This is a genomic window from Quyinboa mangrovi, from assembly GCF_042219825.1.
Lineage (GTDB): Bacteria > Bacteroidota > Bacteroidia > Bacteroidales > UBA5342 > JBHJHP01.
The window spans coordinates 340,871-361,694 of the sequence record NZ_JBHJHQ010000005.1; the positions used below are offsets into that span (position 1 = coordinate 340,871).

Sequence of the window (20,824 nt, forward strand, 5' to 3'; positions counted from 1 at the left end):
AAACCCTTTTAAACAGACTTTAATTTCACAATAATCTCTTTAAGAAAAAGGCTTTCGTTACACCATACCATAATTACTATAATACAGACGTTTTAAATGATCCAATCTTACAGCAACTTTTGTAATTTTGCAGCGTTGTTTTTTTATAAAACACAAATTAAGATATTCGGAAAAGAAAATGGTATTTATATTATCAGCATTAGCAGTTTTTGTGGTCCTGATCCTTATCGGGGTTCTTTTTCGCTCTAAAAAGGATGAATCGGAGGAAGAACCGACTCTGCTTCCTGACGCGGATTGTTGCGGCGCACATGAAGTATGCGAAGCTGAATCGCTTATGAACCACACCAACAAACCCGTGTATTTTGAAGATGAAGAGCTGGATCGTTTTGCAGGTAAAGATGTTCATGATTACTCCAACGGGGATATCACAGAATTTGAAGATATCCTTTATACTCTAAAGGAAAAGGATGTTTCGGGATGGCTAAAGAGTCTGCAACTCCGTAATATAGAATTACCCATTCCTGTACGGGATGAAGCACTTTTGATCATCAGTGAACGCAGGTTTGGATGAAGATGAAATCAAACCCAACCGTATCACAATTAGACTTAGGAGTTGAATACACCTTAATTAAAGAACTCAGGTTCCATGAAATAAAACCATTTATTTTAAAAATAATCTCTAAAAGGGATAAACTAATTAACTTTTATGTGCTGTACCAGACCATTGCACTTGCAACACTTATTATACTGGTGGCATTTCATATTTACAATGCGCTAATCAATGAGGCTTACCACATACAAAACTTCTACTGGATATTAACCGCGTTGCTTTTCTCTTTTAGTGTTTTGGTTGTAATTCACGAACTGATGCATGCTTTGGCGTATTCTGTGCTTGGTAAAAAACAGTTAAAGTTTGGGGCCGATATTAAAAAGTTTATTTTTTATGTACATGCGCACATGCAGGTTGTCAACCGAAAAGAGCTTATTCTAGTGGCAATTACTCCTTTTATTCTGGTTCACCTGGTTTGCGTGCCGCTAACTATAATCTTCTGGCATTCCCCGCTTTCTTTGTTTTTTCTGGTGGTATTGTTAGCGCACGCCTTGTTCTGTGCCGGAGATTTTGCAATGATAAGTTTCTTTTTGAGACAGAAAAAATCTGAAATGTATACCTATGATGACAGCAGGAAAAAACTGGCACGTTTTTACATAAAAAAAGCTGATATAGAATAATACCAGCTTTCATAAATCATATCTCAGTTTTAAATAACACCCTGTGCGAGCATTGCATCCGCAACCTTTACAAACCCTCCGATATTCGCTCCTTTAACATAATTAATTTTACCACTTGGCTCCTTGCCATAACGAATACAGGTTTGGTGAATGTTGTGCATGATGATCTGTAAACGTCCGTCCACTTCTTCTACAGGCCAGTTTAACCGCATACTATTCTGGCTCATTTCAAGTCCAGAAACGGCAACACCGCCTGCATTTACAGCTTTTCCGGGAGCAAACATAATATTCCCTGTTGCAAGCTCTGCAGCTTCTGCTGTCAGTCCCATATTTGATGCCTCAGCTATTAACAGACAACCATTATCTATAAGCATTTGCACGTCTTTGTGGTCCATCTCATTCTGTATAGCACATGGAATTGCAATATCCACTTTCTCACGCCACGGCCTTTCACCTTCATAAAACTTTACGCCATAACGCTCTGCATAAGGTTCAACCACATCCATATTGGTAGCACGAAGTTCGAGCATATAATCAATTTTTTCGCCAGTCACACCATCCGGATCATAAATATATCCGTCAGGACCCGATATTGTAACCACCTTAGCACCCAATTCAGTTGCTTTGAGTACTGCACCCCAGGCCACATTACCAAATCCTGAGATGGCAATTGTTTTACCTGCAAGTGTTTGATTTACATCCTCAAGCATTTCCTTCACAAAATATACTGCGCCAAAACCGGTTGCTTCCGGCCGGATCAGACTACCGCCAAACTCCACTCCTTTTCCTGTCAACACGCCTGTAAATTCATTCTTCAGCTTTTTATACATTCCGAAAAGATAACCAATTTCGCGACCACCAACACCAATATCACCGGCAGGCACATCAGTATGAGGACCAATATGGCGGTAGAGTTCGGACATAAAAGCCTGACAAAAACGCATAATTTCATTATCCGATTTTCCTTTGGGATTGAAATCAGAACCGCCTTTACCTCCGCCCATTGGCAAGGTTGTCAGGCTGTTTTTAAATGTCTGCTCGAATCCAAGAAATTTCAACCCGCTTAAAGTTACACTGGTATGGAAACGCAGACCACCTTTGTAAGGTCCAAGGGCGCTGTTAAATTCAACCCGGTACCCTCTGTTGATACGTATTTCACCACTATCGTCTATCCAGGGAACACGAAACATGATAACCCGTTCAGGTTCAACGATGCGCTCCAGAATTTTTGCTTTCTGGTACCTTGGGTGCGATTCGTAGTAACCCCAAACCGATTCCACTACTTCTTCTACTGCCTGCAGAAATTCATCTTCACCAGGATTTTTTGCTTTTACATCTTCTAAAAAAGCAGTCATTTTTTCTTTCATCTGCCATTTAATTTTTTGTTCTCATATCATCAGATCATTACAAAATATCTGATCTGAATCTGGTTCATAGTCTCGATACTAAAGTTTTAAATGCGTGCAATTTCTTAATTAGGTATAAATATAGGTATGATTTTTATCAATTTTAATTTTTGCCTGATACTTAAACAATTTAAAGGATTTTTTTGGGTTAAAGAGATAGATTTTGTTTTTTCGTTCAACAAAAATTCTGAAGAATATGAAATACCCTGTTTTTACTTTCATTCTGGTTTTTACAGTTTTTTTTGGGTGCAAAAAAAGCAACAGATTTACCGTTAAAACCGACGATATTGATATAAATATTCAATTCATCCGTTTTGATAAGGAATTGGGAAAAGAAGATACAACTGCAACTGCTGCAAAAGTTGATACTTTCCAGAACAAATATCCTCGATTCTTTAATTTATACTCTTCCCAAATTATTAAAACAGGTGTTCCTACAGGTAAGAATTTTGAAAAGTACCTAAATCGATATCTTACCGACACAGTATACTATCAGGTTTATGATACTGTAGAACATAAATTCAGTTCCACTCAAAAGCAGGACCTCATCATCCGAAACGGATTCAAACGTTACAATTATTTTTTCCCTGAAAGAGCCATACCCGATATATATTATATGATTTCAGGATTCAATGAATCTGTTGTGGTAGCAAAAGATATTCTTGCCATAAGCCTTGAAGATTATCTGGGCGTTAATCACCCTTTTTATCAATGGTTATCACTGTATGAATATGTCAGGATCAATATGTATCCCGAAAAGATACCAACCGATGCATTATGGGGCTGGCTGAAAAGTGAGTTTCCATATCGGGCAGAACAACAGACGCTATTGAATAAAATGATCTACGAAGGTAAGATAATGTTTGTTTTAGAGCAGCTTCTACCAGACGAACCCCAAAACAGAATACTGAGTTATTCCGAACCACAACTGAAATGGTGCGAAACAAATGAAAAAGCAATGTGGAGTTACATCATCGAATATAAACATCTGTTCAGTAAAGAGCCTTTAGTTATAAATAAATATACCGATCCTGCACCATTTACTCAATTCTTCGGAAATGAATCATCCCCCAGAGCTGGCTCCTATATCGGGTATAAAATTGTATCCGCTTTCATGAAAAACAACAAGGAAGTAACACTGAAACAACTTTTGGATATTAACGATGGAGCAGATATCCTTGGAAAATCCGGATATAAACCGTAAAATTAATTAGAAATGACGAATACAAACTTATCTTAAGAGTTTGCAATCAGGGGAAAATATAACAGTGTATTCCCAATTTGGATTTACCATACTAATCGTAAAAATTCCAGGAGACTCCTATTTTCAAAAAACGGGGATTGTACCCATAATGAAGGGCAGAAAAATACCGTGGTGGAATCACATCTTTTAATACATTGTAATACATAAGAAAGAAACGCATCCGCTTTATCTGAAAATTCGCATACAAATGAGTCATAGGGAAATTACCAATTAACAACTCATGCTGGTTGTAAAATCTTCCCGTCGCAGGCATATAAGCCGGGACATAGTAAGATGTATGATAATAATTATCCAACCCGATCTGAAACCTTAGCACATTAGCATAAGTATTTTTATAATAAATATTAGATCTGACAGCCAAATCCGGCAATGGTAACACGTCCGAATTTCCTGTTATCTGATAGGTTGCAATATTGTCCCAATGAAATTTTCCAATGGTAAGATCTTTGTAAAGTGTCGCCTCAACTATTGGCAATCCAGAAGTATATTGACGCGGCAACGAAGCAGTATCATAATAAATATAATTTACAATTGTATTGAGCTTAACCTTTGCTCCTGCATGCCAGGAAGGAATTTTAAGTTCACCTTCCAGACGTTGTTCGAACACATCCTTAAAGTTATTATTCCACCAAAAATGATTTGATGCGTAATGATTAAGAAAATAATCGGGTGTTGTTTTAGAAAAATCAGCATTCAGGGTTAATGAGGCTGAATCCAAAACTGCAAACCACTTCGTCAGTTCACCTTTAACTCTGTAGTCTCCCTGCCGATACCCCAGAAAATATATTTCGGCACCTGCTTCAAAAAAGAAGTTCTTCCCTTTTCTTCTGAATATCTGACCTCCAAATGAAGTATTAGCATAAGTGGTATCGTTGGAATGCCGCATGTATTCAAATTTTGAAGAATCAGCAACCATTGTGCTATAAATAGACTTAGCCTGTGAATATCCGTAGTTAAATACGGAATCCGGCATGAACGACCATGAATTATTTTCCTGATGGATCAGTTCATTTTTAATGTAGGCACCAAATCCAAACGGCATATATTTATTTAAACCTTCTTCAAAATTAAGCTTAATTTTATTTTCCATAACCCTGCGATACGTACTATCCAAAGTACTTGCACTGTTTATAAAATTATTCTGATAAAAACCGTTTGTTGGTAATGGAGAACCTTCAATATAATTTTTGGAATACTCCGAGTATTTAAATGTATGCCCGACAGTATTAACAGCCACAAATTCCTTAACTATTGTATCCTCAAGTTCAACATCCTTCTGGTACCCGATCCTGTATTCATGGTTCAGATAAAGAAAACGGTTTTTTAATTGCGATCTTGAATTATTCAGGTTTACAGCGAACGTCGCATAATCTCTTTGATTTGGTCCACCACCCGTTACCGCAACAGGATCTGTGATATACCGGTCATCCGTAAATCCACCGTTTTCGAAATTCTGCAGGTTATTTATACCTCCAATGAAATAAAGGACATACCTTGGTTTCAATATGGATGTTGACAAAGAAAAATTCAGGTGTTTGGTAGACATCCGGTCGTAAAATCCCCTACCGTAAATATAATTTCCGTACCCTGTGATATTAATGTCCCTATGAATATTCCGGGAGTGTATAATCTTTACCTGCTCCTCTGCCTGGAGCTTTGAACCACCTGTCCAGTAATTTAGGCTGGTATAAGGTGTCTTGGTATTATAAAACCTGTAATCTTCAGGCATTTTCATATAATCGCGGTATACATCCATAAAAAGAAACGGAAGATCCACCGGACGATCAAAATAAATCATTGACTGATATGGACTGCCAAGATTTCCCAGATGAGCATTTGCAATACTTGTACGGTATGTGGGGTAATAAACAAAAAAATCATTCATGGCAGTATCAAAGGCAACATGGAATGTATCCAGGTTGTTCGGATCAATCCTCCATGAAAATATTTCTGCCCTTTGGGACTCTTTTTCCTTTACTTCCAGTTTTTTAGGCCCGACATATGTTGTTTCTTTTTGTTCATCACTCCCTGGTTTTACAAGTTCCTGCGCATGTAAAACGGAAATACTGTAAAAGAATAAACCAACTAATATTAAGGCTCTTAAATTCATGGGCACAAATATAATTAAATTAACACTTGTCATTTATTGTGACACACTTACTTTAAAAACTTTAACAAAAAACTTATTATTGCCCCTGTCTAAATTTAATCTGCTGGCAATTCAACGATGATAATGCAATATTACTCTGATAATTTACACTGGTAATTTGATGTAAAAATAAAAGGACTAAATTTGCGTTTTATGCGTAAACAATTCAACATAATGAATCTGACAAAACCGGTATTAATAACACTCTGTTTATTATCTACTTCAGTATTTGCACAGTTTAGTCTGAACACCGGAACTCTTCTTAATTCAGGTGATAATATAAGTGCCTCAGGACTGGATACAATATTTGTTGTTCAAAACCTCAACAATGTAATCCTGCAATACACCAATTCAGACACCACAGACTTTTCATGGAGCAGGTTTACGATTCAGGATGGTACTGTAACAACTCCTTCATTAATACCCTCTTCTATTGTTTCGAACCAAAAGACAGCCTCTTTGCCCATAACCGAACCCGGAGGTTACCAGGTAGAGATAGGACCTACAGGCAATTCCATAACAAAACAAATATGGGTTATTGATTTTGAAGAACATACACCGAGCGTAGATTCTGTTGTGGTTTATGATAAATCAAAGGATGGTGCAGACAGTTGCTCATTAATTAAAGTGGAAGCTTTCACAAGCTCAGACACTATTCTGGTTGGTGATCCGATACAGAATAAAATCGTCCGGCTCACTCGATATCAAAGCATAAACTGGAGTTCGGTTCCATCACTTACGTTTGACAGTAAAGAATTTAAAATCAATTTATTTGCGCCTAATATACCATACGAAGATACACGTATAAAGGCAACGCTTGCAGAATCACTATTCGAAGGTATTACTTCATTTAATACTGAAGTTGAAAATGACACCTTATATATTCCGGTTGCAGTAAAACTTGAAAGCATTGTCGCCAATATTATAGAAAGGGATAATAATAACGAGTTCGAAAAAGTTGTTACTGGTGATATCAAAGGAAGCGCACCTTTAAATGTTGACTTCTCAACAAAGGGAGCTAATTCAAAGGTTGAATTTTACGATTGGGAAATTCTTGCCATGAGTGAAGCCGATTCACAGAAAATAACGTTTGCACTCGACTCGTTCCGATATGAGTTCCGAAATGACGTAAATGATAACGAAGAAGCGGACTATCTTGTCCGGGTCACTGTAAGTAACGACTATTGCCACGCAAGTGATAGAGAAGAAGTGCGTATTGTTTCATCGTACCTTGATGCCGCCAACATTATGATCATTGGTTTTGGTGCCAGTGAAGAGGCTGGTCAGTTTAAAGTGGTGTATAAATCCCTGAAACCGGAAACATTTCGTGGCGCAATTTATAACCGTTGGGGACGCCGGGTTTTTACATGGACTGATCCTGAACTTGGTTGGGATGGACGTTATAACGGGAGGTATGTTTCACCGGGTGTTTACTACTATGTAATTACAGCAACCGGTACCGATGGTGAAAAATGGAAAATAAAACGTGACCTGAACATTATTCGCTCAAAAGACTCCAAATAATAAAAGTTAAAAACCCTTCAGGACTTGGAATCTCTGAAGGGTTCTTGAAACTGAACGAATCTTTCCGGGACGAACTTACTTTCTAAGGTGGTCTAGGCGTATTGTATAACCTAATTTAACCTTTATTAACTGTAACAAATATCACATATTTTTTTTAATCAGCCGTAAACATTTAAATCTGTTTATTGAAGACAGGTTCTCATTTAATGAATTAAAATAATACGATCTTTATTTGGTGGGTTTTGCTATTACAAAGCTGAATTGGTGTGGGATAGACACTTTTACGATCGTTCCTTTAGACTTGCCATCCACTTCTGGATCAGTAACCGAAATTACAATATGGCGAACGTTATACTTATTAAAAAGATTAATCTGTTCCTGCATCACATTCATACCAATACCGCTTCCCTTACTCGTATGAAGTTCTGCGGCCTTTTTTCTTCCAATTCCGTTATCCTTTATTAAGATTACCGTTGCTTCAGGTGTTTTTTTAATATTAATTTCTATCAGCCCCGGGTAATCAATCTGATAAAATCCATGCCGAACCGAATTCTCGGCATAGCCCTGTATCAGCATCTTGGGAACCTGCATTTTCCGTTCAACTCCGGAACCGGTAATTACCTTAAAATCAAATTTATCCTTAAACCGGTATTTCTGAAATTCCAGGTAATCCATGGTAAATTGTATTTCCGCATCCAGCTCACGGGTAATATTGGTACTGTCTATCAAACTGAAACGCATCAACCTGGAAAATCGCGTAAAGTAATCGTATGCCACATCCTTATCTTCCTTATATATAACTGATCCAATAACATTCAAGGCATTGAATGTAAAATGCGGATCAAGTTGATTACGAAAGTTTTTTAGTTGCAAATCGGTAATCTTACTTTCAATGGCTTTCAGTTCCAGTTCTCTTTTACGGGTTAACTGGCTTCTCAACCACACAATCAGATTTAACAACAGGAAAACCATGAGCCAGTAAGGGTATTTAAGCCATACCCATACAGTACTTCTGTAGGTCAAACGATTAATATAAATTTCTCCGGGAATAATTATGGAATATATGCTACCTTTTCTAACCGAAAACTGATCAAAATAAAAATCTTCATCCAGTATTTCTATCGATGCCGGATTCTTAAATCCTTTTCGGTAAACAATCAGCTCATTCGAGATATTATTAAAAAGCACATGTTCTTTGTCGGGCTTATTATCCAATTGAACAGATGTTATATAATCGTATCCGTCAAGATTAACCTGTGCAAAAAGGGTCTGACTTAAACTTCCGTTTGATTTATCTACCAGCCAGTACTGCCGCCCCTCGGTCTTAATATATAACTCGTCCTCCTTATCCTGAATAAGCAAAAGATCCGTTATTATCTGATCAACATTCAGATCTGCTTCAAAAACAACATTTCCGGTGAGGCTCATCTTTACCAGCTTCCTGTTATTTGAATCAATGCTTAAATCCCACAGGAATAAGTATACATCTTTGGAACCTGAATCGGCATCATCCATAACCACTAAATCAGCATATCCATATGATTCCGCCAGTATAACAGGATCAAATAAAAAGTTAAAATCCTTATCAAGAACCATATAACGGCATTCCATTTCGCCATAGTCCCAGGCAAAAGCCTCGCGAATATGACGATTTGAAACTGTGTTAATAACAATAGAAAACTCATGCTGATCATTTGCTGTTACTTCTACCTGAGGATTCATGGAGTCAAAACGAAAACGGTTCATTTGTCTGGTGCTCACATTAAAACACATAATTTCACTTGATCCCAGACTTTCGCTGTCGTCACCCCAAAAGTATAACAACACTTCCTGCTTCTCATTCTTTCTGAATCCCAACCATCTGATTTTTGAAGGTCCGTGCTCACCACTGGTATTTTGTTTTACAGGGTAACCATATACGTTATGCGTACTGTCATAAATGGAAAAAACAAACAGATAAACAGAATCGATGCTACGGGTAAAAAATGCCGTTGTTATATATCCGGTATCAAAAAGATCTTCAAAGTAAAACTCATCTATACTCGCTACATCACCATACTTTTCTTCGTACTGCGTTTGGTAAATAATGTTACCGTTAGCTTTTGACACGAACATTTGGGTACCATTTCCGGTAAGTGCAGATGATCTGAACCGGAAAAATTCAGAGACACCGTCCTCGTCCAGATCATAATAAACACGACTGACACTTTCATTATTCAAAACCTTGAATGTTGTTTCTAATTTATACTGTGTAAAAGGAAATGGCAAAAGCCATATAAGTACCAATACAACAATTGATGTAATGAATAACGGATGTTTTATAATGGTTGTAAACCTGATCACTGCTAAAATATTACAACAGGTTTTGTAAATAGTTACGTGAGTACTTCAAATTGATATCTTCTCCACTATCGCCCTGAAGAATTATTTCCAGGTTATGCCGTTCTACACGCTTAAGATATGAAACATTAACCACGCAGCTTCTGCTGATCTGTAAAAATCCGTTTGCAGGCAAATGATCATTTTTTATTCTGCCAAGATTAAAACTGGAAAAGATTACCTCATTATCTTTTAATATAACATGAGTATAAGTGCCCTCTGCCTGCAAATAAATTATCTGAGAAGGATCGAGCAATTCAATTCCCGAATTTGTTGGAATTTTAATTTTTCCGTAAAAAAACTTATTCTCTTCATCTCTTTTTGTAATCAGAGGTTTTATTCTGTTTAACGTATCATACAGTTCCTTGCGATCGACAGGTTTCAACAAATAGTCGAATGCATTTAGCCTTAGCGCATCAAGCATATATTCATCAAAAGCGGTTACATAAACCACCTGAAGTTCCATATTTACAGAACGGATTTTCTTAAGCACCTCAATCCCTGAAATGCCCGGCATCTCAATATCAAGAAACAAGATATCCGGCTTTAGCAACTGAATCTGACGGTCCAGATCCATGGGATCAGTCAATACACCACATACTTCGGCAATACCTGTATTATTGATTAAGGTTTTAAGCAATTCATTGGCTTCATATTCATCATCAACCAGCAGGGCACGAATTTTTGTTTGATCATCTTCATTTATCATAATACCGGTTATTTTGAATCAATATAAAGATAGCAGTATCCTGACAATTTTCAGAATGATGTAGCCATTCAACCTAATGTTTTACAACATATTAACTCAAAATATAAAAGTGCGGCTATATTCATTTTTTGCACCCCACATAATATTGTAACTTTAAGGTTGAAAATACATACTTTCAATTTTTTATTATGAAGCAAATCATCTTTGTTTTGGCATTGATAGCATTAGTGAGTTGTGAAAAGAAAACCGAAAAAACATGTCCTACGGCAAGAGTAATGGCAACAACCTGCGCCGGGTCGGTATTGCAGTTTATCGGTGAAAATGAACCATTTGGTGAAGCTTGGATAAATATTTTTGAATCACCCGGAATTACTTATTCGAACTGTGCTTTGGCAGAAAATCTTCCAACAGATTTTCATAAAGGAGATACACTGAATCTGAATTATATACAGGTCTCCCGCTTCACAACTGCAGGCCTGTGCACCTTGGACAGTTTACCAAAAACCAAAATCAGGATAACTGAAATACTGGATGGTGATTGTAATTAAACACATACTATTAAGGGCTTTATCCTAAATAAAACTTTTAGCAAATACCTAATTTCTTAAACCCTGTTAAGAAATTTTACTTTTCTCTATTGAAACAGCCAAAACACACAACTTTTAATAATCTGTTATATCTTTGTGCACACGAAATAATGACGGGCAACCTGTTATTGTCGGTTCGATAAAAAATAATAAAAACGATAAATATTATGTTACCAATCAGCAATCCAACCAGCACAAAAGCCTGGAAAGAATTAGAGGCGTATTTTGCTAAATTTAAAGGGACCCAAATGAAGGATCTTTTTGCAAACGATGAAAATCGCTTTAAAAAATACACTCTGAAATTCGAAGATATATTAGTCGATTACTCAAAAAACATAGTTGACGACAAAGTTTTGGAACTTTTGGTTCAACTGGCCAATGAATGCGGATTGCAATCAGCCATAGAAAGTGAGTTTTCCGGCGAAAAAATAAATCAGACAGAAGGCCGTGCTGTATTGCATGTAGCATTAAGAAATCGCAGCAATACGCCGATTTTGGTTGACGGCAAGGATGTAATGCCTGAAATTAACAAAGTACTGGATCAAATGAAAGCTTTTTCTGAAAGCATAATTTCCGGAACATGGAAGGGGTTCAGTGGTAAAGCTATTACCGACATTGTAAATATTGGAATCGGCGGTTCCGATCTCGGACCCTTGATGGTTACAGAAGCATTAAAACCATATAAGAAGGAAAATCTGAACCTGCATTTTGTATCAAATGTTGACGGAACACACATTGCAGAGACTTTGAAAAAGGTCAACCCTGAAACAACATTGTTTATTGTGGCTTCAAAAACATTTACCACTCAGGAAACAATGACCAATGCTCATTCGGCAAAATCATGGTTCCTGAAATCAGCGAAAGATGAAAAGGCTGTTGCTAAACATTTTGTTGCGCTTTCTACCAATGCTGAAGCTGTTTCTGCATTCGGTATCGACACCAAAAACATGTTCCGGTTCTGGAACTGGGTTGGAGGCCGTTACTCGCTATGGTCAGCTATCGGTCTATCCATCGCCTGCGCCATTGGATTCGACAATTACATTGAATTGCTGGAAGGTGCCCATGCCATGGATAAGCATTTTAAATCTACAGATTTCAACAGGAACATCCCTGTAACACTGGCATTAATAGGACTTTGGTACAATAACTTCTACGGAGCAGAAACCGAAGCGATTTTGCCATACGATCAGTACATGCATCGTTTCTCAGCGTATTTCCAGCAGGGAAATATGGAAAGTAACGGAAAGTATGTAGATCGTTCCGGGGAAAAAGTTACATATCAAACCGGACCAATTATCTGGGGGGAACCGGGAACCAATGGCCAGCATGCCTTTTACCAGCTTATTCATCAGGGAACAAAATTAATTCCTTGCGATTTTATGGCTCCTGCCATCAGCCACAATCCACTGAGTGACCACCATCCAAAACTTTTGGCAAACTTCTTTGCGCAAACAGAAGCTTTAATGGTAGGTAAAACGCCTCAACAGGTTGAAGCCGAGTTAAGGTCTGCGGGCAAATCTGAGAAAGAAATTGCAGACTTGCTGCCATTTAAAGTATTTGAAGGAAATAAACCAACAAATTCTATTTTGTTTAAACAGCTTACGCCACGCACTCTGGGTTCTTTGATTGCCATGTACGAACACAAGATTTTTGTTCAGGGTATCATCTGGAACATATTCAGTTTCGATCAGTGGGGCGTTGAATTAGGTAAGCAACTGGCAAATCAGATTCTACCAGAACTCTCAGGAGAAGATGAAGTGACAGCTCATGATGGTTCAACCAACGGATTGATTAATGCTTATAAATTGATGCGTTAAGAGATTACACACAATAAAAAGAGAGAGGCGGTCTGAAAAGATCGCCTCTGTTTATTATATAGATAAAACATACTGTTTTTTCTTAATGTGTCACTTACCGTAAATTCTCATGCAATAATTTGATCTCAATGGCCGGTGAAATGCGTTCATAAACAATGTTATATACAGCATCAGTTATGGGCATCGAAACTTTGTACTTTTCGTTAATCTCTTTAATACATTTCACACCGTAATAGCCTTCTGCCACCATGTGCATTTCCAATATGGCATTTTTTACCGAATATCCCTTCCCTATCATGTTTCCGAACGACCTGTTCCGGCTGAACTGCGAATAACAGGTCACCAGTAAATCGCCGAGATATGCCGAATCTTTTATATCACGGGATATAGGGTGAACCGTGTCCACAAACCGTTTAATCTCCTGAATAGCATTTGAGATCAGCACGGCAAGGAAATTATCACCATAATTCAATCCGTGGCAAATACCGGCTGCTATAGCAAATACGTTTTTCAGTACAGATGCGTATTCCGTTCCATAAATATCATCGGAAATATTAGCTTTAATGTAATGGCTACCAAGCATCTGTGCCATCATTCGTGCTGTCTCACGGTTCTGGCAAGCCAGCGTAAGGTAAGATAACCGCTCCATGGCTACCTCTTCAGCATGGCAAGGCCCGGTTATGACACCAATATTTTCGATGGGAACCTGAAATTCCTGATTGATGTATTCCCCGATAATCATATTTTCATCAGGAACAATTCCTTTAATGGCCGAAAAAACAATTTTGTCCTTTATAGAAACCTTAATCTTTTTGAGTGCAGGTTTAAGGTAAGGCGAAGGAATGGCCAGAATAAGAATATCAGACTTTTCAATGACTTTGTTGATATCGCAATTCAAAAAAAGCCGATCGGTATCAAAGCGAACCATAGTAAGATAAGACGGATTATGCTGCAGTACTTTAAAGCGTTGCAGGTTGTCCTTATCCCGCATATACCAGTTAATGCGCTCAACATTTTCAAGCAACATTTTGGCAATAGCAGTAGCCCAGCTACCTCCTCCTATAATCCCTATTTTTACACCCGATTTTTCCATGTTATTCAAATGAGGCAAACCATGAATTTACCTCATCTATCGATGGATTTTTTAAGCCCAGTTTATTCTTTTTGTTATATCCGCAAAGGTCGTTAAAAAATTTAGATGCCTTTACCTCTTTAAGTTGTATTACCTTTTTATAACCTAAATTACGAACCACATCCACCCATTCCGGTGCAATTCCAACTTCAATAAATTTTTCATCGCTATCCGGCACAGAACGTTTTTCAGGTTTCATTTGCGGGAAAAACAACACTTCCTGAATAGCCTGCTGATTGGTCATCAACATCACCAAACGGTCGATACCGATTCCCATTCCGGACGTTGGTGGCATACCATATTCCAGTGCCCGCAGAAAATCCTGATCAATAAACATCGCCTCATCGTCACCTTTTTCCAAGAGCTTCAACTGTTCTTCGAACCGTTCACGCTGGTCAATCGGATCATTTAATTCTGAATACGCATTAGCCAGTTCCTTACCATTCACCATTAATTCAAAACGTTCAGTAAGTTCAGGATTGCTACGATGCTTTTTACACAAGGGTGACATCTCAACCGGATAATCAATGATAAACGTAGGCTGAATGTAACTTCCTTCACATTTATCACCGAATATTTCATCAATGATCTTCCCTTTACCCATAGTTTCGTCCACCTCCACGTCAATTTTTTTACAAACCTCGCGAAGCTGATCCTCATTCATTCCTGAGATGTCTATTCCTGTATGTTCTTTAATGGCATCAAGCATTGTGATGCGTTTATAAGGACGTTTGAAATCAATTTCTTTATCGCCAACCTTTAATTTGGTTGAACCATGAAGATCCAATGCAACTTTTTCAACCAGCTCTTCGGTCAGGTCCATCATCCAGTTGTAATCTTTATATGCTACATAGATTTCCATAGCTGTAAACTCCGGATTATGGGTTCTGTCCATCCCCTCGTTACGAAAATTCCTGGAGAATTCATATACGCCATCAAAGCCGCCAACAATTAATCGTTTCAGGTAAAGCTCGTTGGCAATACGCATATACAATGGAATATTCAAGGCATTGTGATGTGTTACAAACGGACGGGCAGCAGCACCACCCGGAATTGGCTGTAACACCGGCGTTTCAACTTCAAGATATCCTTTACTGTTAAACAGATCACGAATGGAGTTGATCAGTTTTGTACGTTTAACAAAAGTATCCTTCACACCGGGATTTACAACCAGATCAACATAGCGCTGACGGTAACGCATTTCAGGATCAGAAAATGCATCGTAAACTTTTCCCTCTTTTGTTTTTACTATTGGCAAAGGTTTCAGCGACTTTGCCAAAACGGTCAGCGATTCCACATGAATAGAAATCTCACCAACCTGGGTCCTGAATACATGACCTGTAACACCTACAAAGTCACCAATATCCAGCAACTTTTTGAATACCGTATTGTATAAGGTTTTATCTTCATCGGGACAAATATCATCTCTGGAAATATACATTTGAATACGACCTTCAGCATCCTGCAATTCGGCAAAAGACGCTTTCCCCATAATACGGCGGCTCATAATACGACCGGCCAGGGTAACCTTACCAAAATCTTCGTCATCCTTAAAACTTTCCTTAATCTGCGCGGAGTAATGGCTTACTTCGAATTTTTCCGCCGGATAAGGATTAATGCCCAGACTTCTTAATTCATCAAGGCTGTTTCTTCTGATTAATTCCTGTTCGCTTAGTTCTGTTTGAAGATTATTTGACATATTCAATTCCCTTTTTAAAAAAGTTTTGCAAAGATAATAAACCTGCAATGATAAAATGAAAAAAGGCAACAAAAAAGGACCGCCCTCCAGCGGTCCTACCTCATCCTACTACCTCAAGGTCAATAACCCTCAAAATATATTTTTACATCGAACGATTGTCTATTCTTTAATACACCTGACTGATATGTTTGCGTCTTTTTTAATGTTCACTTTAATAACCAGATTGTTTTCCGCATTAAACTGATAAGCGACAGCATAATCAGGATTATCAGCAGATTCTTCACCGGTCCAGACATAAGCTCTGGCCCCAAGCCCTGTACTTGATCCGTCTGATGCCACCATTCCGGCAGGAATAATTTCCGTTTCAGCTGATCCGGTTACACCATTCGCCTGAACATTCCAGTGAAATGTCCCGGTCTCTTTTAAAGAACTTCCTGCCAATGCAGATCCACCGTATTTCTGTAACAACACACTCCATTCCGCACTGGTAGGCATACGGTATCCGTCAGGACAGATATTTTTACCTTCTGCTATAATTGCATCATAAGTGTACAGGTAACCATAGTCTACAGCAACTAATGGATCGTTATTATATGATTTTACGTTCTGGATAGGTGTGCCATCTGTATAAATCTCTGCTTTCAGATTATCTGCCATCCAGTTATTGCCATCATTTGTAGAAATTGTATCATACCAAACAGTTAAGTTCGGATCTCTTGTATCTTCCAAACCTGTACCCATTAATTCTTTCTTTACAGATTTAAGCTGAGTCTGTACATCCGCCAGGCTTTTCTTAAGATCAGTGATCGTTTTTGCATCGACACCATCAACAGACTGAGCTGTTGATGCACTTTTTGCATACATCGCATAAGGCACACTTAAAAGCTGACTGGTGGACATATCCACATAATCAGTTCCCCCTTCAGTGTCCATTGCTACACCTACAAAATACTCACCAACTGACCAGTCAATATCTTCAAAGTATCCAAACGTTGGATGACCAGTTCCGATAGTCAGATTTATAATTCCATAATTATTGGTCGTTGGAGAAAACTCCTCAACATAGGCCAACTCACCATCCACAGAATTCTTAAGAATACTGATTTCAATGCCAACTTTCTGATTGGCAATGACATCACCTCCAGCGTCTCTTGCAACAGCCTGATAACTGAATCCAGGTACTGATTGCGCCACAGCAGCAAATGACGTTACTGCAATTAAAGCTACTATAAGTAATCTTGTTTTCATGCTTTGAAATTTATTTTTTTACAATTTTCACCGATCCGGAGATATTACCAAATTTATCCAGCGTATTTACAGTATACACACCTGATGCAAGTGATGTAAGCAACAAACTTGTTTTATCCGAATTTAATTCTTCTGATAACACATTTTTACCTGATAAATCAGAAATAACTACATGTCCTCCCTTCAACTGATCATTTTTCATGTGAATATTTACATATTCTGTTGCTGGATTAGGATAGACACTAATCTCTGCAGCAGGCAGACTGTTTTTTAAACTCAATGCTATTTTTTGGTTTTCATAAATGTCTGGTGTTAAAACAGGTGATGCATCGTTTTGATTGGCAGAAATTCCACCGCCTACAACCCATGTTAAAGATGCTTTTGCTGATTTTCCTTCTGCTCCTGAAGAAACAAACATATCTTGCGCAGCCATTGTCCCTGAAAAAAGAACTATTCCCAATATTAAATCTATTATTCTTTTCATGGCCTTTTATTTATATTCACATAACAAATATAGATCATTAAATTAAAATAAACAATATTTTTAAAACATTTTTTTAATATTTATTTAACATAAAATCATCTACATGCGGTCAAGCAACCCTAAGCAGCTATATATATGGTATTTACGCACATGAATCGATTTTGACAATTCTTCATGTTTTGAAATAAATTATTTTAAAACAGCTCATTATCAACAACTTATGGCATATTAGTTAAAAACACTATTAATTAACATTTAATTAACAATTATAGCCGTTTTTTGTTAATTTAATATTAATTTTTATTTACATAGAATTATTAATTTAGAACTAGAAAATTGAAGATCAAAGAATTAGGACAAATTCATATATTTGCAGAAAGCAAGTTTCATGAAAATCCTAAAAATACTTGGTATAACCATTTTTACATTTTGTCAAAGCTTTAACGCTGAAGTTTTTATTCAAGCTGTACCTCCAATAGTTAATACATCCAAATCCTTCAGTGTTAAAGTTAACAGTAAGCCTTTAGGTTTATTTGCTATACCGTCACGATACGGAAACAACATATCTTATGGAACTTTTGGGTTTACGGATTCAGTCACAATAGAGGTTACAACAAATTTCCCGTCGTCAGGTTTTACTAAATGGAAATTTTTACCTGCAACAGACAGCATAAAGTATAAAATCTTGTCGAATGGTATAATTACCTTTAAACTGTACAAGCCAACAAAACTTACCCTGATACTCAACGGCGATTACAGAGGAAGAACCTTACATCTAGTCGCCTCCGGTCCACAAATTAACCCTCCTGATACCAACAGTCCGGGAACACTTTTCTTTGGCCCGGGTTTGCATGAAATTTCTGCAGAAGAACAAAATACAATTACACTTGAGAGTAACCGAAAAGTATATTTATCTCCAGGTGCAATAGTTAAAGGATATATCCGGGCTGAAAATGCAGAGAATATTAAAGTATACGGTCAGGGTATTCTTCTTCCGCCGTCGGACTCCATCAACAAACATGCAATAGATTTTGAGGCTTGCAGCAATATTTCGGTATCCGGTATCAGTATTCTAATGCCCCATGAAGGAGATGGTATCTTTATTTACAAATCGGATCAAAGCAATATTAGCAATGCTACAATAATAAATCCGGTAATTTGGAATAGTGAAGGTATAGTTGTAGCTAACAGCTCGGAGACAACTATAAAAAACTGTCTGATCAGAAGTGGGAGTAATGCAATAGCAATCAAGGGCATCGGAAATAACCGGGAAGTTTCCAATGATTCAATTGAACCCGGTTCAGCACTACCAAACACGGCCATTGACATATCGCAGTGCAGGTTATGGTCGGACAACAGTAATGCAATTGGCATAGGACCGGAAACCATGACTGAATATATCTCTGACGTTACAATATCAGATTGTGATATTTTATTTGTCCGGGATGAAGAAATAGATAAGGCAGCTATTTCTGTCTTTTCTTTGCAAAGTACGGATATATACAATGTGTCCATGAAAGATATAAATATATATACGTCAGGACAGCTTATCGTTTTAAAAAACTCAGAACAGTTGGCAGGACTTAAAGGATCTCAGAAATGGCCGGGTAATATCCACGACATCACTTTTTACAATATAAAAACGTTTGAGCGTGGAAATGACCGCATTCAGATAGAAGGATGGGACAGCACGAAACTGATTCATAATATTGCATTGACAGGAATCATTACAATGGGAGATACGGTAAATGCAAACTCACCTCTGCTAAACCTGAATGATTTTACATCTGCCATAACAATTAACGGAGATACCATAAAAAAACCGGTCCAAACTGAACCGGTTACTTCTACCCATAATTAAACAGGTTTATTGGTATATTAAAAAGTGATCGTATTATTCTTATAGAATTCCAGTACTTTGGAAGAAAATATAAACTGATATTTAGAACGTAACATTTCTGATTCAGCCTGCATTAACTGACTCTTAGAGGTATTATAGTCATAAGGAGATATTGCACCAACTTTGTATTTTTCCTCAGCAAAACGAAATGATTCTTTTGTAGCATCAAGCGTTTTTTGTGCAGATTCATAATTTGACTGAGCGGCCACTGCAGAAACATAGGCTTCCTTTATGGTTTCCCTTAACTGATTTTCAACCTGAGCCAGCTGCAGATCCATCGCATCGTAATTCAATTTGGCGCGTTTTACATTATTCCGGTTAGTGAACCGGCTGAAAATCGGAATGCTTATATTCACCCCCATATATGGTCTTGAAAATGCATCTAACTGATCCGAAAACGATAAATTTGATGTATTATAATAATTGGCCGAATAACCCGCAAATGCAGATACAGATGGATAATATCCCGACTTAGCCTGGGCAATCGTATATTCAGAACTTTCAAGATTTTTCTCCGCACTTTTCACTTCAGGCCATGTCAGCTTTGTTTCATTGAATAAAATGGCTGCATTATACAAAGCAACTTTTGCCATTACTTCTGGAAGCTTCAGGGTTACCACATCAAACTCCTCAGGATTCTCCAAATCCAGAATATGAGCCATTACCAGTCTGGAATATGCCAGGTTATTCTTGGCTTCATTTAACGTAGCCATTTCACGGGCTTCCTGAGCCAGATTCTCCAGATAAATATCTTTCGACACCTCTCCTACCTCGTATTTAATCTCAACAGCCTCTTTGTCTTTCTGTGTACTCGCGAGCTGTTGCTCTGCAATAGTCACCAGTTCCTTTTTCATAAGTATATCCAGATAGCTTTGCAGTAAAAGCAATAATACATTGTTTTTTCTGGATTCCAGATTATATTCAGCAGCTTCACGATCTACCTTTGCCTGCGAAATACTGTTACGGATAGCAAAACCATTAAACAAAGGGACACCTGCTGAAGCGCCAAAACCAGTATTGAATGAATTCCCCTGCGTATATGTATTATCACTCGACCCCGAAAAATTAAAACTCTCGGTCATATTCACACTACCTGACAAATTCGGAAGCATCTGATTTCTAGCACTCTGCACCAGCACCTCCTTATCCCTCACATCCAATTCCTGCATGCGCAACGCAAGGTTGTTTTCAAGGGTATAGTCAATGCATTCCTGTAGCGTCCAAAGCTTTTGTGCTTTTGTGCTCAGCAACGTCACACCAAGGAACAGCAATATAATTAAATATTTAATCTTCATG

16 protein-coding genes are annotated in these 20,824 nt (G+C 37.7%); 7 read left to right on the top strand and 9 right to left on the bottom strand.

What is annotated here, in order from left to right; translation table 11 throughout:
* Nucleotides 1-178 precede the first annotated feature (178 nt).
* Complete coding sequence (locus ACE1ET_RS12670; protein WP_375728779.1) at nt 179-571, top strand: hypothetical protein; 393 nt, start codon at nt 179-181, stop codon at nt 569-571.
* On the top strand, nt 568-1,230 hold the full coding sequence (locus ACE1ET_RS12675) for a DUF3267 domain-containing protein (RefSeq protein ID WP_375728780.1): 663 nt from the start codon (nt 568-570) through the stop codon (nt 1,228-1,230). Before ACE1ET_RS12670 ends, ACE1ET_RS12675 begins: the two co-directional genes overlap by 4 nt.
* A gap of 29 nt (nt 1,231-1,259) precedes the next feature.
* On the opposite strand, the gene gdhA is transcribed toward ACE1ET_RS12675, so the two are convergent.
* Entirely contained in the window at nt 1,260-2,597 is a 1,338-nt protein-coding gene (gene gdhA, locus ACE1ET_RS12680; RefSeq protein WP_375728781.1) for an NADP-specific glutamate dehydrogenase, read from the bottom strand.
* Nucleotides 2,598-2,832: 235 nt separating this feature from the next.
* Between gdhA and gldB the strand changes: the two genes are divergently transcribed.
* On the top strand, nt 2,833-3,840 hold the full coding sequence (gldB, locus tag ACE1ET_RS12685) for a gliding motility lipoprotein GldB (RefSeq protein ID WP_375728782.1): 1,008 nt from the start codon (nt 2,833-2,835) through the stop codon (nt 3,838-3,840).
* Nucleotides 3,841-3,931: 91 nt separating this feature from the next.
* Here the strand turns inward: gldB and ACE1ET_RS12690 are convergent, their stop codons facing one another.
* Entirely contained in the window at nt 3,932-6,010 is a 2,079-nt protein-coding gene (locus tag ACE1ET_RS12690) for a putative porin (RefSeq protein WP_375728783.1), read from the bottom strand.
* A 192-nt stretch (nt 6,011-6,202) separates the two neighbouring features.
* Between ACE1ET_RS12690 and ACE1ET_RS12695 the strand changes: the two genes are divergently transcribed.
* Nucleotides 6,203-7,573, top strand: coding sequence for a T9SS type B sorting domain-containing protein (locus ACE1ET_RS12695; protein WP_375728784.1), 1,371 nt, complete (start codon nt 6,203-6,205; stop codon nt 7,571-7,573).
* Between the two features lie 228 nt (nt 7,574-7,801).
* Here ACE1ET_RS12695 and ACE1ET_RS12700 read toward each other — a convergent pair whose 3' ends face one another.
* Together ACE1ET_RS12700 and ACE1ET_RS12705 are read right to left on the bottom strand one after the other, a co-directional pair.
* Nucleotides 7,802-9,916, bottom strand: coding sequence for a sensor histidine kinase (locus ACE1ET_RS12700; protein ID WP_375728785.1), 2,115 nt, complete (start codon nt 9,914-9,916; stop codon nt 7,802-7,804).
* A 10-nt stretch (nt 9,917-9,926) separates the two neighbouring features.
* Entirely contained in the window at nt 9,927-10,661 is a 735-nt protein-coding gene (locus ACE1ET_RS12705) for a LytR/AlgR family response regulator transcription factor (protein ID WP_375728786.1), read from the bottom strand.
* Nucleotides 10,662-10,849: 188 nt separating this feature from the next.
* Here ACE1ET_RS12705 and ACE1ET_RS12710 point away from each other — a divergent pair, with 188 nt between their 5' ends.
* Nucleotides 10,850-11,209, top strand: coding sequence for a hypothetical protein (locus tag ACE1ET_RS12710; protein WP_375728787.1), 360 nt, complete (start codon nt 10,850-10,852; stop codon nt 11,207-11,209).
* 206 nt (nt 11,210-11,415) lie between these two features.
* Nucleotides 11,416-13,065, top strand: a complete 1,650-nt coding sequence (gene pgi, locus ACE1ET_RS12715; protein WP_375728788.1) for a glucose-6-phosphate isomerase — start codon at nt 11,416-11,418, stop codon at nt 13,063-13,065.
* A 94-nt stretch (nt 13,066-13,159) separates the two neighbouring features.
* On the opposite strand, the gene ACE1ET_RS12720 is transcribed toward pgi, so the two are convergent.
* The 4 genes from ACE1ET_RS12720 to ACE1ET_RS12735 form a co-directional block, all read right to left on the bottom strand.
* Complete coding sequence (locus ACE1ET_RS12720) at nt 13,160-14,158, bottom strand: NAD(P)H-dependent glycerol-3-phosphate dehydrogenase (RefSeq protein ID WP_375728789.1); 999 nt, start codon at nt 14,156-14,158, stop codon at nt 13,160-13,162.
* Between the two features lies 1 nt (nt 14,159).
* The gene (lysS, locus tag ACE1ET_RS12725) at nt 14,160-15,896 is read right to left on the bottom strand and encodes a lysine--tRNA ligase (protein ID WP_375728790.1); all 1,737 of its coding nucleotides are present in this window, start codon (nt 15,894-15,896) and stop codon (nt 14,160-14,162) included.
* Between the two features lie 159 nt (nt 15,897-16,055).
* Nucleotides 16,056-17,144, bottom strand: coding sequence for a fibrobacter succinogenes major paralogous domain-containing protein (locus ACE1ET_RS12730; protein ID WP_375728791.1), 1,089 nt, complete (start codon nt 17,142-17,144; stop codon nt 16,056-16,058).
* Nucleotides 17,145-17,154: 10 nt separating this feature from the next.
* Nucleotides 17,155-17,628: a T9SS type A sorting domain-containing protein gene (locus ACE1ET_RS12735; protein ID WP_375728792.1), complete on the bottom strand. Its 474-nt coding sequence runs from the start codon at nt 17,626-17,628 to the stop codon at nt 17,155-17,157.
* A 388-nt stretch (nt 17,629-18,016) separates the two neighbouring features.
* Here ACE1ET_RS12735 and ACE1ET_RS12740 point away from each other — a divergent pair, with 388 nt between their 5' ends.
* Complete coding sequence (locus ACE1ET_RS12740; RefSeq protein WP_375728793.1) at nt 18,017-19,489, top strand: glycoside hydrolase family protein; 1,473 nt, start codon at nt 18,017-18,019, stop codon at nt 19,487-19,489.
* A 17-nt stretch (nt 19,490-19,506) separates the two neighbouring features.
* Here ACE1ET_RS12740 and ACE1ET_RS12745 read toward each other — a convergent pair whose 3' ends face one another.
* Nucleotides 19,507-20,823 (bottom strand): TolC family protein, encoded by a 1,317-nt coding sequence (locus ACE1ET_RS12745; RefSeq protein ID WP_375728794.1) that lies wholly within the window; start codon nt 20,821-20,823, stop codon nt 19,507-19,509.
* Nucleotide 20,824: the final 1 nt, after the last annotated feature.

Bases quoted from the DNA above. Each gene is read 5' to 3' on its own strand.
- ACE1ET_RS12730 (WP_375728791.1), bottom strand. From the start codon at position 17,144: ATGAAAACAAGATTACTTATAGTAGCTTTAATTGCAGTAACGTCATTT.
- ACE1ET_RS12690 (WP_375728783.1), bottom strand. From the start codon at position 6,010: ATGAATTTAAGAGCCTTAATATTAGTTGGTTTATTCTTTTACAGTATT.
- pgi (WP_375728788.1), top strand. From the start codon at position 11,416: ATGTTACCAATCAGCAATCCAACCAGCACAAAAGCCTGGAAAGAATTA.
- ACE1ET_RS12720 (WP_375728789.1), bottom strand. From the start codon at position 14,158: ATGGAAAAATCGGGTGTAAAAATAGGGATTATAGGAGGAGGTAGCTGG.
- lysS (WP_375728790.1), bottom strand. From the start codon at position 15,896: ATGTCAAATAATCTTCAAACAGAACTAAGCGAACAGGAATTAATCAGA.
- ACE1ET_RS12705 (WP_375728786.1), bottom strand. From the start codon at position 10,661: ATGATAAATGAAGATGATCAAACAAAAATTCGTGCCCTGCTGGTTGAT.
- ACE1ET_RS12740 (WP_375728793.1), top strand. From the start codon at position 18,017: ATGAAAATCCTAAAAATACTTGGTATAACCATTTTTACATTTTGTCAA.
- ACE1ET_RS12745 (WP_375728794.1), bottom strand. From the start codon at position 20,823: ATGAAGATTAAATATTTAATTATATTGCTGTTCCTTGGTGTGACGTTG.
- ACE1ET_RS12710 (WP_375728787.1), top strand. From the start codon at position 10,850: ATGAAGCAAATCATCTTTGTTTTGGCATTGATAGCATTAGTGAGTTGT.
- ACE1ET_RS12675 (WP_375728780.1), top strand. From the start codon at position 568: ATGAAGATGAAATCAAACCCAACCGTATCACAATTAGACTTAGGAGTT.
- gldB (WP_375728782.1), top strand. From the start codon at position 2,833: ATGAAATACCCTGTTTTTACTTTCATTCTGGTTTTTACAGTTTTTTTT.
- gdhA (WP_375728781.1), bottom strand. From the start codon at position 2,597: ATGAAAGAAAAAATGACTGCTTTTTTAGAAGATGTAAAAGCAAAAAAT.
- ACE1ET_RS12695 (WP_375728784.1), top strand. From the start codon at position 6,203: ATGCGTAAACAATTCAACATAATGAATCTGACAAAACCGGTATTAATA.
- ACE1ET_RS12735 (WP_375728792.1), bottom strand. From the start codon at position 17,628: ATGAAAAGAATAATAGATTTAATATTGGGAATAGTTCTTTTTTCAGGG.
- ACE1ET_RS12670 (WP_375728779.1), top strand. From the start codon at position 179: ATGGTATTTATATTATCAGCATTAGCAGTTTTTGTGGTCCTGATCCTT.